11 protein-coding genes and 1 tRNA gene are annotated in these 16,215 nt (G+C 70.7%); 9 read left to right on the forward strand and 3 right to left on the reverse strand.

The window, feature by feature from the left end:
- Positions 1 to 98 precede the first annotated feature (98 nt).
- Positions 99 to 2,132: an ATP-binding protein gene (locus OG627_RS05115; protein ID WP_329072371.1), complete on the reverse strand. Its 2,034-nt coding sequence runs from the start codon at positions 2,130 to 2,132 to the stop codon at positions 99 to 101.
- 287 nt (positions 2,133 to 2,419) lie between these two features.
- On the opposite strand from OG627_RS05115, the gene OG627_RS05120 reads away from it, so the two are divergent.
- From OG627_RS05120 to OG627_RS05140, 5 genes are all read left to right on the forward strand, one after another.
- Positions 2,420 to 3,907 carry an alanine racemase gene (locus tag OG627_RS05120; RefSeq protein WP_329061849.1) on the forward strand — a complete coding sequence of 496 codons (1,488 nt, stop codon included), beginning with the start codon at positions 2,420 to 2,422 and terminating at the stop codon, positions 3,905 to 3,907.
- Positions 3,904 to 5,232 carry a pyridoxal-phosphate dependent enzyme gene (locus OG627_RS05125; RefSeq protein ID WP_329061850.1) on the forward strand — a complete coding sequence of 443 codons (1,329 nt, stop codon included), beginning with the start codon at positions 3,904 to 3,906 and terminating at the stop codon, positions 5,230 to 5,232. Before OG627_RS05120 ends, OG627_RS05125 begins: the two co-directional genes overlap by 4 nt.
- Positions 5,233 to 5,236: 4 nt before the next feature.
- Complete coding sequence (locus OG627_RS05130) at positions 5,237 to 6,520, forward strand: aminotransferase class V-fold PLP-dependent enzyme (protein WP_329061852.1); 1,284 nt, start codon at positions 5,237 to 5,239, stop codon at positions 6,518 to 6,520.
- Positions 6,521 to 6,625: 105 nt separating this feature from the next.
- Positions 6,626 to 7,399, forward strand: a complete 774-nt coding sequence (locus OG627_RS05135; protein WP_329061854.1) for a class I SAM-dependent methyltransferase — start codon at positions 6,626 to 6,628, stop codon at positions 7,397 to 7,399.
- 169 nt (positions 7,400 to 7,568) lie between these two features.
- Complete coding sequence (locus tag OG627_RS05140; RefSeq protein WP_329061855.1) at positions 7,569 to 7,700, forward strand: hypothetical protein; 132 nt, start codon at positions 7,569 to 7,571, stop codon at positions 7,698 to 7,700.
- Positions 7,701 to 8,029: 329 nt separating this feature from the next.
- Here OG627_RS05140 and OG627_RS05145 read toward each other — a convergent pair.
- A tRNA-Leu gene (locus OG627_RS05145) sits at positions 8,030 to 8,117 on the reverse strand.
- A 388-nt stretch (positions 8,118 to 8,505) separates the two neighbouring features.
- Between OG627_RS05145 and OG627_RS05150 the strand changes: the two genes are divergently transcribed.
- Genes OG627_RS05150 through OG627_RS05165 form a run of 4 tightly spaced genes read left to right on the forward strand, consistent with a single transcriptional unit; the run spans position 8,506 to position 15,056 of the window.
- Positions 8,506 to 10,188 carry a thiamine pyrophosphate-binding protein gene (locus OG627_RS05150; protein ID WP_329061857.1) on the forward strand — a complete coding sequence of 561 codons (1,683 nt, stop codon included), beginning with the start codon at positions 8,506 to 8,508 and terminating at the stop codon, positions 10,186 to 10,188.
- Positions 10,189 to 10,205: 17 nt separating this feature from the next.
- Positions 10,206 to 11,462, forward strand: a complete 1,257-nt coding sequence (frc, locus tag OG627_RS05155; protein WP_329061859.1) for a formyl-CoA transferase — start codon at positions 10,206 to 10,208, stop codon at positions 11,460 to 11,462.
- 2 nt (positions 11,463 to 11,464) lie between these two features.
- On the forward strand, positions 11,465 to 13,684 hold the full coding sequence (locus OG627_RS05160; protein WP_329061861.1) for an acetate--CoA ligase family protein: 2,220 nt from the start codon (positions 11,465 to 11,467) through the stop codon (positions 13,682 to 13,684).
- Between the two features lies 1 nt (position 13,685).
- A complete protein-coding gene (locus OG627_RS05165; protein WP_329061863.1) occupies positions 13,686 to 15,056 on the forward strand; it encodes an OFA family MFS transporter in 1,371 nt (456 codons plus the stop codon).
- Between the two features lie 61 nt (positions 15,057 to 15,117).
- On the opposite strand, the gene OG627_RS05170 is transcribed toward OG627_RS05165, so the two are convergent.
- Positions 15,118 to 16,191 carry a sugar phosphate isomerase/epimerase family protein gene (locus OG627_RS05170; protein WP_329061865.1) on the reverse strand — a complete coding sequence of 358 codons (1,074 nt, stop codon included), beginning with the start codon at positions 16,189 to 16,191 and terminating at the stop codon, positions 15,118 to 15,120.
- Between the last annotated feature and the right edge of the window lie 24 nt (positions 16,192 to 16,215).

Consider the following 16,215-nt stretch of genomic DNA (forward strand, 5'->3'; position numbering starts at 1 on the left):
CGGGAGCCAGGGGGGCCGCCGTCGCGAGGTGCGGGGCGCGGGCCTCGCGGTACCGGCGGTGCGGGCCCGCGAGGGCTTGCCAGGGGCCCGCACCGCGTCTACGAAGGCAGTTGGCCCTGGAGCGCGAGGGCCAGGCCGCTCTCGGCGTCCTGCTCGACGCCCCGGTGGTAGGCGCTCTCGTAGGCGGGATTGCCCGCCGCCTCGCGCGCCTGGCGCTCCCACTGGTCGCGGATGGCGCTCAGCTCCGGGCTGCCCCGGTGGGGGTGGCCGATCATCCGCCAGTAGGTGTGCCCCGTGCCGGAGGTACGGGCGGCGGCCACGCCGTCGCCCTGGGCGGCGATCGCCCCGGCGAGCAGATCGAGGCCGAGGGCGATGCCGAGGCTGTCCCGCAGCCGGTACTTGCCCGCGAGCATGGCGCGCGCGTGGCCCTCGGCGTCGCCCGGCCGGCCCCGCATGAGCTGTATGAGGGCGAGTTGGTGGTCGGCGTAGGCGCGGGCCCAGTGCTCGCCGTAGCCCTTGCTGAGCCGGCGCAGGCCGGTGGCGTCCTCGTACGCCTCGTCGAGGCGGCCGAGCGCGGACAGCGCGAAGACTCTTATCACCCGGCAGCGCATGTAGGACGGGGCGTCCAGCGGGTCGCCGGTCAGATGGGCCAGCGCGCGGTCGCTGACGGTGTGGGCGGCCTGCGGGCGGCCCATCATCAGGAGGGTGAAGCTGACGGAGTGGGCGGCGGAGAGCATGGACTCGGGGTCCTGGTCGTGCCAGGCGGCGAGGGTGCACTCCTCGCCCAGCAGGCGGGCGGCCTCGTGGTCGCCCTGGAGCGTACGGGTGATGCCGAGGGCCCACAGGGCGCGGGTACGGTGCGGTCCGCGCGCGGAGGAGCCGGCGAGGGCGCGTTCGAGATAGCCGCGGGCCTGGTGCAGATGGCCGCAGCAGCTCCAGAACAGCCCGGTGCGCCCCGCCATCTCCACCGCCCGCTCCGTGTCCTCTTCGAGGAGGTGGTCGAGCGCGGCGCACAGGTCAGCGTGGCAGTCGGCGATCCTGCGGTACCACTCGACCTGGCGCGGGCCGAGCCAGCCGGTGTGGGCGCGGGCGGCGACGTCGGCGAAGTGGGCGGCGTGCCGGCGGGCGAGGAGGTCCTCCTCGCCGAGTTCCCCGAGCCACAGGGCGCCGTATTCGCGCAGCGTGTCGAGCATCCGGTACCGGTCGCCGTCCCGCTGGAGCACGGACTGCGCGGCGAGCCCCTCCAGGAGCGCGGGAACGGCGCGGGCGGTGAGCGGGCCGCCCGCGCAGACGGCCCCGGCGTCGGCCGGGTCCACGGTGCCGGGGAAGACGGAGAGCCGGGCCCACAGGAGGCGTTCGAGCGGGGCGCAGAGTTCGTGGCTCCAGCCGATGGCGGTGCGCAGCGCCCGGTGGCGCTGGGGCCAGACGGTGTCGTCGGTGAGGACGTCGAGCCGGGAGGTGAGCCGGCCCGCGATCTCCTCGACGCTGTTCTCGCCGAGCCGGGCGCAGGCCAGTTCCAGGGCCAGGGGGATCCCTTCGAGTCTGCGGCAGATGTCGGCGGCCGCCGCCCCGGCGCTCGGGGAGTCCAGGGACAGCTGGGGCGCGGCGGTGGCGGCGCGGTCGCGGAAGAGGCGTACGGCCTCGGCGCCGTCGCCGCCCGCGGGCAGCGGTCCGATGTCGAGGAGGCGCTCCCCGTCGGTGCCCAGCGGCTGCCTGCTGGTGGTGAGGACGGTCAGCGCGGGCGCGGCGGCGAGGAGTTCGGCGACCAGGCGGGCGCAGGGGGCCACGATCCGTTCGCAGCAGTCGAGGACCAGCAGCGGCCGGCGGCCGGCCAGCCATTCGGAGAGCGCCTCCACGGGACGGCGCGCGCTGTGGTCCAGCAGCCCGACCGCGTCGCAGACCGTGGCGACGAACAGCCGGTCGTCGTAGAGGTGGGACAGGTCGGCCCACCAGACGCCGTCGGGGTAGCGGCCTTGCGCCAGGCCGGCGGCGCGCAGCGCGAGGCGGCTCTTGCCCACTCCCCCGCTGCCCGTGAGAGTGACCAGCCGGTGTTCTTGTAATGCCCGCTCGACAGCGCCCAGTTCGCCCATTCGGCCGACGAAACTGGTGGTGACGACGGGAAGGTTGCCCAGCACGGGTACATCCTGGACCCGTTACGATCCGGCGCCGATACCCGTAGCGGAAAATGGTCAGAAACGGCCAGGAATAGTCCCGGGAGTTCAGGGGGCTGCACGTTCCGCCGGTCATGTGCCGCCGCCCGATCGCGTCACTCCCGATCGCGTCGCTCCCGGTCGTCCGCCCGCGTCCGACGGCGGGCTCCGGCCGCTCGGCGACTCGCGGGCGCGTAGGCCGCCACAGAAAGGGAAATGAATATCACTTGAAATGAGATCGGCTGCCTCAGCCGGCCGAGGGGGGACTGATGAACGCTCTGCCGCTGTACCTGGAGCCCCGGGTGGAACCGCGCCCGGCGGCGTTACTCCGGGCCGACGGCTTCACCCACGATCTCGTCGACGCGCTCGGTTCACCGCTGAACATCGTGCTTCCCGACCAGATCGCCGACAATCTCGACCGGTTCCGGGCCACGTACCGCGGACATCAGCTGGGCGGACAGGTCTACTTCGCCCACAAGGCGAATCGTTCCAGCGCACTGCTGCGCCGGCTCGCCGCTACCGACGCGGGCGTGGACGTCGCGTCGCTGGGCGAGTTGCAGCACGCGCTCGGCGCGGGATTCGCGCCCGGCCGGATCATGGCGACCGGGCCGAAGAACCCGGCGTTCCTGTGGCTCGCCGCGCGTACCGGGGTGACCGTCAACGTCGACAGCCTCGCGGAACTGGACGCGCTGGGCGACCTCGTACGGACCCGCTCGCTGCCCCGGGTACGGACCGTACTGCGGCTGTCCGCGTTCGGCACCGGCGCGGCCCCCGGCTCCGGCGGGGTCAAGGTGCTCAGCCGGGCGAGCCGGTTCGGCTCCCCCGTGGGCGCGCTCGACGAACTGATCAAATCCGCGGACCGGCACCGCGAGGCGATCGAGCTGATCGGTGTCGGCTTCCATCTGGACACCACGAGCGTCGCCGAGAAGGCGCTCGCCCTGGAGGGGTGCGTCAGCGCCCTGGGGACCCTGCGGGAACACGGGTTCAGCCCGCATGTCGTGGACACGGGAGGCGGCTTCGGGGTCAGCTACCTCGCCCACCGGGAACAGTGGGAGCGCTACACCTCCGCGCTCACCCAGTCCGTCCTGGGACAGCGGCCCGCCATGACCTGGCGCGGCTACGGCTACGGGCTGCGCAACGACGCCGGGACGCTGCGCGGTTCGCTGGGGCTCTATCCCGCGCACCGCGCGACGGCGGGCGAGGGCTACCTCGACGAGCTGCTGTCGAGCCCCGCCTCGGCCACGCCGGGCCGGCCGCTGTCCGCGCTGCTCCTGGAGAACCTCTTCGACCTGTACACCGAGCCGGGCCGGGCGCTGGTGGACCAGTGCGGGCTGATCCTGGCCCGGGTGCTCGAAGTACGCCGCGACGGGACGGGCCCGTACCTGGTGCGCCTGGAGGCCAAGGCCGACGACATCGGCCTGGAGGAGCACGGAGTCTTCATGGACCCCGTCGTCATCGGACGCGGCGGAGCCGCTCCGGCCGGTGACGGCGACGCGGTGGGGGTCTATCTCGCGGGCGGCCTGTGCCTGGAGGCCGATCTCATCTCGCGCAGGACGGTGTTCCTGCCGAGTCTGCCGAACCCCGGTGATCTGCTGGGTTTCGTGAACACCGCCGGTTACTGCATGGACTTCCGGACGAGCCACGCACAGCGCCTGCCGGCCGCGCGTGCGGTGGCCGCCTGGCAGGACGGGGACCTCTGGCGCTGGAGTCTCGACGAGCAGTACTGGCCGACGCTGAGTCAGGGAGGACAGGCGTGAGGTACGACAGCATCACCCAGACCATCGGCAACACCCCGCTGGTGCGCATCGATCCGCGGGTGCACGGTCTGCGCCATATCGACCTGTACGGCAAGCTGGAGATGTTCAACCCCTTCGGCTCGGTCAAGGACCGGGCGGCGTGGAACATGGTCCGCCCGGAGCTGGACGGCGCCGTGCGCGCGGGCAGCCAGATCGTCGAACTCTCCAGCGGCAACACCGCGAAGGCCCTGTCCGTGCTGGCCGGAATGCACGGGCTGTCGTTCAAGAGCGTCACCAACCGGATGCGGGTCCCGGAGATCAAGGATCTCCTGCTGCTGCTCGGTGCCGAGATCGAGGAGCTGCCGGGACGCAGCGAGTGCCTCGACCCGACCGACACCGACGATCCCCTCACCCTCTTCCACCGCACCCTCTCCGAGCCGGGCAGCGCGTACCTGCACACCGACCAGTACTTCAACGACCGCAATACGCAGGCGCACGCGCTGGGCACCGGTCCCGAGATCGTGAAGGACCTCGACGGCCGGGTGCCGGACTGGTTCGTCGCGTGTGTGGGCACCGCGGGCTCCTCCACCGGGGTGGCCAGGGCGCTGCGCGAGCACGATCCGCGGGTGCGGGTCGTCGGACTGGTGGCGCACAAGTCGGACTTCATCCCGGGGATCCGCACCATCGACGAGGTGCACGAGGTGGGCCTCTTCGACCCGGCCACCTACGACACCATGGAGTCCGTGACCGCCGACGAGGCCATCGACGGCATGCTGACCCTGGCCCGCCGGTGCGGCATCCTCGCCGGTCCCACCGGGGGCGCGGCCTACTTCGGGACCGTACGGCATCTGCGGGAGCTGGACGCGGAGCTGACGGACGGCGACAAGCGCAGGACCGCCGTCTTCATCGTCTGCGACCGGATCGAGAGCTATCTCAGCTACGTCAAGCAGCGCCGCCCCGAGGCCGTCGGCCTGGCACCCCGCAAGAACTCGCTGTCCGACGTGCCGGACGCCGAGATCGCGGCGGTCACCGCCCTGAGCGCGCCGGAGGCCCAGGAGTGGATCGCGCGCGAGCAGCCGCTCGTCATCGACCTGCGCAGTCCGTCCGCGTACGCCGCGCTGCACATCGAGCACGCGATCAACATCGTGGACGAGCTGTTCGCCGAACTGATCCGCGGCGGCCTCCCGTTCAGCAAGCGCAAACCCCTGCTGCTGGCCTGTCCCGTGGGCGACAGATCCGCCCGGTACGCGGCGCTGCTCACCCGGATGGGACACACGGACGCCCGGAGTCTGGCGGGCGGCATCATCGCCTGGCGCGACGCCGGCGCTCCGCTGGGGAGGGACTGACGGGATGAGCGCGCCTGCCGTACCGGGAGCACCGGGATCCCCCGACTGCCCCGAAGCGCACCAGGTCCCCGAGCCCCCCGGCGCCACGGGACCGCGCGAAGCCGCCTTCCCGGCGGAGCTGGGCCCCTGGCACCGCTCGCTGCGGGCCGAGTTCCCCATCATCACCGCGCATCCGGAGCTGGTCTACTTCGACAGCGCCGCGACGGCCCAGAAGCCCCGGGCCGTGCTGGACGCCGTACAGACCTATCTCACCACCGCGAACGCCAACGCGGGGCGCGGCACCTACCCCTGGGCGAACGCCTCGACCGAGCTGGTGGAACGGGCCCGCGACCGGATCAGGTCCTTCCTCTCGGACCCCGCGCCGCTGGAGTCCACCGTCCACTTCACGAGCGGCACCACCGAGGGGCTGCGGACCGTCGCGCGCGACTGGCTGCCCGAACTGCTCGACGACGGGGACGAGATCGTCGTGCCCTTCGCCGACCATCAGGCCAATCTGGTGCCCTGGCTGGAGGCGCGGGAGCTGCTCGCGGCCCGGGGAAAGCGGATCACGGTACGGGAGATGCCGTACCAGGCGTCCTCCGGGGACTACGACCCGGCCGCGCTCGCCGCGTCGGCCGGCCCCCGGACCCGCTTCGTCGCGGTGACGCATGTGCACCACGTCTACGGAGCGGACATGAACGTGCACCGCGTCCGCGAGGCCGTCGGTCCCGATGCCGTCATCTGTCTGGACGCGGCGCAGAGCGTCGGTCATCTGCCCGTCTCGGTCGCGGAACTCGACGTCGACTTCGTCGCGTTCTCCGGGCACAAGGCCCTGGCCCTGCCCGGCTCGGGGGCCGTGTGGGCCCGTCAGCGGCGCGGCCCCCGGTTCGTCCCGGGCGGCTGGAGCGGTACGCCCAACACCACGGGGATCGTGAGTCTGACGGCGGCCCTCGACTGGCTGCGGGAGGCGGGAGAGGACCGTATCGAACGCTGGACGACCGCGCTCGCCCTCCGGTTGACCGACGGGCTGCGGCAGTTGGGCGCCTACGACGTCCTGGGATGCCGGCAGAGCCTGGCGCTGGACTCGGACGTCCAGCACCGGTGCGGCATCGTGACCTTCCGGCACCGTGCCATCGGCGCGAGCGATCTGGGCTTCATCCTGTTCAGCCACGGCTTCATGGTGCGTACGGACGACCACTGCCAGGGCGACGGCGGGGAGAAGTCCAGCTCCGTACGGGTCAGCGTCCATGTCTACAACTCGCCCGGGGAAATCGACCGGCTGCTCGAAGTCCTCACCACGCTGGAGTGACGGGGGCGGCGACACACCATCGCGCGATAATGGGAACCGTTTCCAGCTGTAGATTCGGGGGTGTCAGGCAGTCGGGCACGAGATGGGCGAAGGTGGCACGGCCAGATGGGGCTGAGTATGGCGACGGCTGAATCGTGGGTGCGGCGATGGGAGTTGCAGCAGGCGCGGTACGCCGTCGATCGCGAGGAACGCTTCTCGGTGATCGCCGACGTCGTGGGGTACGTGACACGGGAGCAGCCCCGGCCGTACGTCGTCGACCTCGGCTGCGGACCGGGGTCGCTGGCCGCGCGGATGGCCGCGCGGCTGCCCCGGGCGGAGATCGTGGCGGCCGACATGGACCCCCTGCTGCTGGAGCTGGCCAGAACCCACCACCCGGACGCGGCCCGGTACGTGGACGTCGAGATCGGCGAGGAGGGCTGGACGGCGGCCCTGGAACTGGACCGGCCGCTGGACGCGGCGGTGTCGACCACCGCGCTGCACTACCTCTCCGAGAACACACTGCGGCGGACCTACGCCCAACTGGCGGCGGCGCTGCGCCCCGGCGGTGTCCTCATCAACGCCGACCACCTCCCCCAGCGCGACCGGGGCGGCCGCGGCGGCGCCGCGCACTCCCGCATCGCGGAACACGTCGGCCGGTGCCGGGCACAGCGGCAGCGGGCCTTCGCCCACGAGGACTGGGACGCGTGGTGGGCGGCGGTGGCGGACGACCCGGAGCTGACGGACCTGCTCGCGGAGCGCGGCCGCCGGGGCCCGATCAGCGAGGCGGGCGAGGACCTGCCACCGCAGCGCCATGCCGAACTACTGCGACACGCGGGCTTCGAACACGCGGCGCCCGTCTGGCAGTTCGGCGACAGCTACGTACTGGTCGCGATCCGGTAGGCAGGCCGCGGGCGGGGCTGTCGGGGTGAACCGTCGCCCCCTTCGCCGCTTAACCTTACATGCAAAAGCTTACGACCGTAGCCACTTGCCCGCACTCACATTACACCTGTAGCCTTACGCTCGTTAGCACGAGGGCGGCCTCCCCGGCGCCAAGGCCCCGGCCGGGACCGTGGTCACCTTCACCGGGACCGACACACTCCTCATCCAGGACGGCCGGTTCGTCGATTACTGGCTCAACACGGACGGCCCGCACATGCTCCAGCAGCTCCAGGTCGCCCGAATGCCCGGCCTGAGCATCTGAGCAGCCACGAAGAGCCGGCCCCGGCGTCGAGACACTTCGGTACGGCATCGCGCGGCAGTTCCAGGACGGCGACGAAGTGCTCCAGCAGCAAGTACTCCACCTGACCATGACCGACGGGTCCCGCAGTGACGTACACGCGGCGATGCACTTCCGGTTCGACGGCGGCTCATCAACCACATCGACGAGTACTTCAAAGTCGTGCCGCTCACCGCATCCGTGCCGCCGCCCGGCTCGCCCGAACAGGGCTGATCGCGGCCGCCACCACAACAACGAAGCCGGCCAAAGCGACATAACGTCGGTTTGACCGGCTTCATTTGGTCGGATGACCTTGGTGTCCGAGGGGGGACTTGAACCCCCACGCCCGATAAAGGGCACTAGCACCTCAAGCTAGCGCGTCTGCCATTCCGCCACCCGGACGAGTGGTCGAACCGCTTCCCGTGGTCGCGGCGACAGGCTCAACAATACCAGGGGTCGACGGGCGCTCTCACCCCCATATCCGGTGGTCAGCGGTGCGCGACGGGCGTCGTGCGCACGGGGCGCGGCGGGCCGGGTACGCGCCGTGCGGGGAGCGGGCCGGCGGGCGTCCCCGAGGGCCGTGACCATCGCGCGGCGGCGGCGCGGCACGCACCCGCCGGGCCGGGCCCGGCCCCTTTTCCCGAAAGTGCCGCTTCCCCGAAAGTGCCGCATGCCCTCTGGACACCGTCCGCCGGATGCGGGATAACAATCTTCATACAGTATTCGTCGACTGTATGCAATGTTCTGGGAGGGCGGTCGTCCTCCCCTACGAAGGGACAGGGACCTCCTCATGCCCGACGACAGCCAGGAACTCATCTCCGGTGGTCATCTGGTCGCCAAGGCACTCAAAGCTGAGGGTGTCGAGGTCATTTACACACTCTGCGGCGGCCACATCATCGACATCTACGACGGCTGCGTCGACGAGGGCATCGAAGTCGTCGACGTGCGCCACGAGCAGGTCGCCGCGCACGCCGCCGACGGCTATGCCCGGATCACCGGCAAGCCGGGCTGCGCGGTGGTCACCGCCGGTCCCGGGACGACCGACGCCGTCACCGGTGTCGCCAACGCGTTCCGCGCCGAGTCCCCCATGCTGCTCATCGGTGGCCAAGGGGCCCACTCCCAGCACAAGATGGGGTCGCTGCAGGACCTGCCGCACGTCGACATGATGACGCCGATCACCAAGTTCGCCGCCACCGTGCCGGACACGGCGCGCGCCGCCGACATGGTGTCCATGGCCTTTCGCGAGTGCTACCACGGCGCACCGGGGCCGTCCTTCCTGGAGATCCCGCGCGATGTGCTCGACGCCAAGGTGCCGGTGGCGAAGGCCCGGGTCCCCGAGGCCGGCCGCTACCGGGCCTCGACCCGCTCGGCCGGCGACCCCGAGGCCGTCGAGACTCTCGCCGACCTGCTCGTCCGGGCCGAGAAGCCGGCGATCCTGCTCGGCAGCCAGGTCTGGACGACCCGGGGAACGGACGCCGCCGTCGAGCTGGTGCGCACCCTCAACATCCCCGCGTACATGAACGGCGCGGGGCGCGGCACCCTGCCGCCCGGCGATCCGCACCACTTCCAGCTCTCCCGGCGCTACGCGTTCTCCCACGCCGACCTCATCGTCATCGTCGGTACGCCCTTCGACTTCCGGATGGGGTACGGCAAGCGGCTCTCGCCGGACGCGACCGTCGTCCAGATCGACCTCGACTACCGTACGGTCGGCAAGAACCGGGACATCGACCTCGGCATCGTCGGTGACGCCGGGCTCGTCCTGGCCTCCGTCACCCAGGCCGCGAGCGGGCGGCTGGGCGGCGGTGCGGTCAAGCGCAAGGCGTGGCTGGACGAGCTGCGTGCCGCCGAACAGGCCGCGATCGAGAAGCGGTTGCCGCAGCTGCGTTCGGACGCCTCGCCCATTCATCCGTACCGGCTGGTCAGCGAGATCAACGAGTTTCTCACCGAGGATTCGATCTACATCGGGGACGGCGGCGACATCGTCACCTTCTCCGGGCAGGTCGTCCAGCCCAAATCACCGGGCCACTGGATGGACCCGGGCCCGCTCGGCACCCTCGGTGTCGGGGTGCCGTTCGTCCTCGCCGCCAAGCAGGCCAGGCCCGACGAGGAGGTCGTCGCCCTCTTCGGTGACGGCGCCTTCTCGCTGACCGGCTGGGACTTCGAGACGCTGGTGCGCTACAACCTGCCCTTCGTCGGCATCGTCGGCAACAACTCCTCGATGAACCAGATCCGTTACGGCCAGAAGGCCAAGTACGGCGATGAGCGCGAGCGGGTCGGGAACACCCTCGGCGACGTCCACTACGACAAGTTCGCCCAGATGCTGGGGGGTTACGGCGAGGAGGTCCGCGACCCCGCCGAGATCGCCCCCGCGCTGCGGCGGGCGCGCGAGTCCGGGCTGCCGTCGCTGATCAACGTCTGGGTGGATCCCGACGCGTACGCCCCCGGAACCATGAACCAGACCATGTACAAGTGAGCGAAGGAGCCTCCCCCATGACCTCGGCTCTCGATGACCCGGCGGGCCCGAAGGCGCTCTCCGGCGTCCGCGTCCTGGACATGACGCACGTTCAGTCGGGCCCGTCCGCGACCCAGTTGCTGGGCTGGCTCGGCGCCGACGTGGTGAAGCTGGAGTCGCCGTCCGGCGACATCACCCGCAAGCAGCTGCGCGACCTGCCCGATGTCGACTCGCTCTACTTCACGATGCTCAACTGCAACAAGCGGTCCATCACCCTCAACACCAAGACGGAGCGCGGAAGTGAGATCCTCACGGAACTCATCCGCCGTTCCGACGTGTTGGTGGAGAACTTCGGCCCCGGCGCCGTGGACCGGATGGGGTTCACCTGGGAGCGCATCCAGGAGATCAATCCGCGCATCGTGTACGCCTCCATCAAGGGGTTCGGGGAGGGCCCGTACACCAACTTCAAGGCGTACGAGGTCGTCGCCCAGGCCATGGGCGGCTCGATGTCCACGACCGGTTTCGAGGACGGTCCCCCGCTCGCGACCGGCGCCCAGATCGGTGACTCGGGCACCGGGGTGCACGCGGTCGCCGGCATTCTCGCCGCGCTCTTCCAGCGGGAGCACACCGGGCGCGGCCAGCGGGTCAATGTCGCCATGCAGCACGCCGTGCTCAATCTCTGCCGGGTGAAACTCCGTGACCAGCAGCGACTCGCCCACGGACCGCTCGCCGAGTACCCGAACGACGACTTCGGCGACGAGGTGCCGCGCGGTGGCAACGCGAGCGGCGGCGGGCAGCCCGGGTGGGCCGTGCGCTGCGCGCCCGGCGGGCCCAACGACTATGTGTACGTGATCGTGCAGCCGGTGGGCTGGCGGCCGGTCACCGCGCTGATGGGCCGTCCCGAGCTGGCGGACGACCCGGAGTGGGCCACGCCCGAGGCGCGGCTGCCGAAGCTGGGCAAGATGTTCCAGCTCATCGAGGAGTGGACGGCCACCCTGCCCAAGTGGGAGGTGCTGGAGCGGCTCAACGCCCACAACATCCCGTGCGGTCCGATCCTCTCCACCCGGGAGATCGTCGAGGACGCCTCGCTGGCCGCCAACGGGATGGTCGTCGAGGTCCCCCATCCCGAGCGCGGCTCCTTCACCACGGTGGGCTCCCCGCTCAAACTCTCCGACTCCCCCGTGGAGGTGGTCACCTCGCCGCTGCTGGGCGAGCACAACGCGGAGGTGTACGGCGGCGAACTCGGCCTGAGCGAAGAGGATCTGCGGCTTCTCAAGACGGACGGAGTCATCTGACAGTGAACACCACGCAGGACCATCAGCAGGAGAGTCAGCAGGACGGTCGGCAGGAGAGCGGGCAGGACCGCGAGGCCGCGCGCGCGGTACGCGCCGTCCTCGACGCCGCGCTCGCCGAGGGACGCACCTCCCTCACCGCGCCCGAGGGCAAGGCCGTCACGGACGCGTACGGCATCCCCACTCCGGCCGAGGCGCTCGCCGAGACCGCCGACGAGGCGGTGGCGCTCGCCGCGCGGATCGGCTTCCCGGTCGCGATGAAGATCGTCTCGCCGGAGATCACGCACAAGACCGACGCGGGCGGTGTGCGGATCTCCCTCACCTCGGCCGCCGAGGTGCGCGGGGCCTTCGCCGCGATCGTCACCAACGCCCGCGCGTACGCGCCGGACGCCCGGATCCTCGGCGTACAGGTGCAGCAGATGGTGCCCGAGGGCACCGAGGTGCTGATCGGCACGGTCACGGACCCGACGTTCGGCAAGATCGTGGCCTTCGGTCTCGGCGGGGTGCTGGTGGAGGTCCTCAAGGACGTCACCTTCCGGCTCGCCCCGGCCTCCGCGGACGAGGCGCTGTCGATGCTCGACGGGATCCGCGCGGCGGAGATCCTGCGCGGGGTGCGCGGCGCCCCCGGCGTCGACCGGGACGCGCTCGCCGGGCTGATCGTGCGGGTGTCGCGGCTCGCGGCGGACTTCCCCGAGATCGCGGAGGTCGACCTCAATCCGGTGTTCGCCTCGGCGAGCGGGGTGATGGCCGCCGACGTGCGGATCCTGCTCTCCACGCGACCGCCGCTCCAGCGGCGCACGTACACCCGCGAGGAGATCCTCGTCTCGATGGACCGGCTGATGAAGCCCGCCTCGGTGGCGGTGATCGGCGCCTCCAACGAGCAGGGCAAGATCGGCAATTCGGTCATGCGGAATCTGATCGACGGCGGATTTCCCGGCGAGATCCATCCCGTGAACCCCAAGGCCGACGACATACTCGGCCGCAAGGCGTACAAGAGCGTGCTGGACGTTCCGGGCGAGCCCGATGTGGCGGTGTTCGCGATCCCGGCGAAGTTCGTTCCCGCGGCGCTGGAGGAGGTCGGCCGCAAGGGCGTGCCGAACGCCGTGCTGATCCCGTCCGGCTTCGCGGAGACCGGTGAACACGCCCTCCAGGAAAGGATCGTGGAGATCGCGGAGCGGTACGGGGTGCGGCTGCTCGGGCCGAACATCTACGGCTACTACTCCACCTGGCAGGACCTGTGCGCCACCTTCTGCACCCCGTACGACGTCAGGGGCGGGGTGGCGCTGACCTCGCAGTCCGGTGGCATCGGGATGGCGATCCTCGGCTTCGCGCGGTCGACCGGGACCGGGGTGTCCGCCATCGTCGGTCTCGGCAACAAGTCGGATCTGGACGAGGACGATCTGCTGACCTGGTTCGGCGAGGACCCGCACACCGAGTGTGTCGCCATGCACCTGGAGGACCTCAAGGACGGCCGCGCCTTCGTGGCGGCGGCGCGGGCCACCGTGCCGAAGAAGCCGGTGGTGGTCCTCAAGGCCGGGCGTACGGAGGCGGGTGCGAGGGCGGCCGGCTCGCACACGGGCGCGCTCGCCGGGGACGACGCGGTGTACGACGACATCCTGCGCCAGGCCGGGGTGATCCGGGCGCCGGGGCTGAACGAGATGCTGGAGTACGCGCGGGCGCTGCCGGTGCTCCCCACGCCGCGGGGCGACAACGTCGTCATCATCACGGGCGCGGGTGGCTCCGGGGTGCTGCTCTCGGACGCCATCGTCGACAACGGGCTCTCCCTGATGGAGATTCCGCCGGATCTGGACCGGGCGTTCCGCGCGTTCATCCCGCCCTTCGGCGCGGCGGGCAACCCGGTGGACATCACCGGCGGCGAGCCGCCGTCCACGTACGAGGCGACGATCCGGCTCGGTCTGGAGGATCCGCGGATCCACGCGCTGGTGCTGGGCTACTGGCACACCATCGTCACCCCGCCGATGGTGTTCGCCGAGCTGACGGCCCGGGTGGTGGCGGAGTTCCGGGAGCGCGGCATCCACAAGCCGGTCGTGGCGTCGCTCGCGGGCGATGTGGAGGTCGAGGAGGCGTGCCGGTACCTGTTCGAGCACGGGGTGGTGGCCTATCCATACACCACGGAGCGGCCCGTCGCCGTGCTGGGAGCCAAGTACGCGTGGGCCCGGGCGGCTGGGCTGCTGGGCGACCGGACTGTTGAGGAGATCGACTGACATGACAGCGGAACCTCTCTCAGGTACGTCCGCGCCGGCTCGGCCCGGCGCGGACTACCGCGAGATCACCGACGAACGCGGCCGGGTCTACCGGGTCGGCGAGTCCGACCGGCAGATCCTCGGCCTCCCCCGCTGGACGATGGTGGCGCTGCCGTGGCTCGCCATGCTCGCCATCAGTGTGTTCGAGTACGCCTTCGGAGCCGCCGAGGAGACGCTCTCCCGAGCGCACCACTGGACCTCGACCAACACCTTCTGGGTGCTCAGTGTCTGGATCTTCTTCCAGGCCGCTGTCTCCTTCCCCGCCGGCCGGCTGCGCGAGAAGGGCATCCTGACCAGCAGATCCGCCATGATCATCGGTTCGTTCTGCTCACTGCTCGGCTTCCTCAGTCTGAGTCACGCGCCGAACTTCTGGCTCGCCCTGGCCGGCTTCGGCCTGCTCGGCGGGGTCGGCTCGGGGCTGATCTACTCGACCAGTGTGAACATGGTCGGCAAGTGGTATCCGGAGCGCAGAGGCGGCAAGACCGGGTTCGTCAACGGCGCCTTCGCCTACGGTGCGGTTCCGTTCATCTTTCTGTTCACCTACGGCTTCGACACCTCGAACTACCACGCGGTGCTCGACCTCGTCGGTGTGTACGTCCTGGCCCTGACCCTGATAGCCGGGCTGTTCTTCAAGGACCCGCCGAAGAACTGGTGGCCCGCGCACGTCGATCCGGTCAGCCGTACGGGCAACACCAAGTCCGCCGCCGCACTGGCCAAGAACCCTCCGGCGGTACGGCAGTTCAGCCCGAGGGAGGCGTTAGGGACCGGCACCGTCCCGTTGATGTGGCTGTGCATGCTGTGCTGCGCGGGCGTCTCCATCTTCGGGATCTCGTTCCAGGTGCCCTTCGCGAAGGAGATGGGGTTCGGTCCGCTGATCGCGGCCTCGTCGATGGGTGTGATGTCGGTGATCAACGGCACCGGGCGCGGGGTGGTGGGCTGGCTCTCGGACAAGCTGGGCCGGCGCGCCACTCTCACCTACGTCTGTCTGGTGCTGGCCGTGGCGCAGTTCGGTGTGCTGTGGGCCGGGGAGATGCGCAACCAGACGCTGTTCCTGGTCTTCGCCTTCCTCTCCGGCTTCGGCGGCGGCGCGTTCTATCCGCTGTTCGCCGCGCTCGTACCGGACTACTTCGGTGAGAACAACAACGCCTCGAACTACGGCATGGTGTACAGCGCGAAGCTGGTCAGCGGATTGTTCGGCGGCGGGATCGGCGCGGTGGTGGTGGCGTCGTGGGGGTACGCGGGGGCGTACACGGCATCCGGTGTGGTGTCGCTGATCGCCGCCGGGATCTCGCTGACGCTGCGGCAGCCGGGCGGCCCGCCGCACGGCGTGTGAGCAGCCGCGCGGCGGGCCGTACCGTACACCCGCGGTGTTCAGAGGCGGGTCCGGAGGCGGGTCAGCACTTCTCGCGCAGGGAGTGCAGATGCGCGGCCGACTTCCGGGCGAAGGCGAGCGAGTCCACCGGCTGGTCGTGCTCGACCTGCCAGTGGTGTGCGCGGCGGCCGTCGCGGGTCTTGTTCACGGCCGAGATGAAGCGCTTGTAGTCGATGTCGCCGTCCCCGACGTCCACCATCCGGTAGCCGTCGCGGGCGGCGATGTCCTCGATCCCGTCCTTCACGTGGAAGAGCGGGTAGCGGTGGGGCTGCTTCAGGACGTAGCTCAGCGGGTCGAAGGGGGCGGGCCGGCCCTCGACGGTCCTGCTGAAGCGGAACTGGCCGGCGAACGCCCAGTAGATGTCCATCTCCAGATAGACCAGGTTCGGATCGGTCTCGGCGAGCAGCACGTCGTAGAGGCGGACGTTCGGCTTGTCGGTGGCGAAGGAGAACTCCTCCGCGTGGTTGTGCTGGTAGAACTTCATGCCGCGCCGCTTGGCCGCGGCGCCGTAGGTGTTGAAGTCCGCGGCGGCCCGCTTCCAGGCGTCCACGGTCGATCCGTAGCGGAACGGTCCGGAGGCCGTGCCGACGTGTTCGAGGCCGAGCGCCTGGGCGTCGTCCAGGACCTTGGTGAGGTTCTGCGCGAAGCTGTAGGCGCCGGGGTTGTTGTCGTCGTAGTAGTTGACGTGGCTGCCGATGCCCTTGAGGCCGTGGTCCCTGGCCAGCCGCTTGAGCTGCGGCAGTGTGATCGCTCCGGCCTCGCCCTGGGTGTAGCCCGCGTACTCGATCTCGTCGTAGCCGAAGCGCTCCAGCTCGTCGAAGACCTTGGCGAAGCCGAGGGTGGAGACCTTGTCGCGCAGGGAGTAGAGCTGGACCCCGAGCCGGCCCGGGGTCAGGACGGGCTGTCCCTTGCCGGGACCGGTGCCGGTGCCGGGGCCGTGTCCGTGGCCGTGGCCGGACTGCGCGCCCTGGGCCGCCGCGGGGACGGCCGAGGCGCCCAGCAGGGCGGCGGCGGAGACACCGGCGGCCACACCGAGCATGCCGCGCCTGCTGAGCTGGTGCGCGAGTTCGGGGTCGGCTGACTTCTTGCGGCTCATGTACGGAACTCCTTGTGTCGTGTG

It is taken from the genome of Streptomyces sp. NBC_01429 (genome assembly GCF_036231945.1).
Classification (GTDB): Bacteria; Actinomycetota; Actinomycetes; order Streptomycetales; family Streptomycetaceae; genus Streptomyces.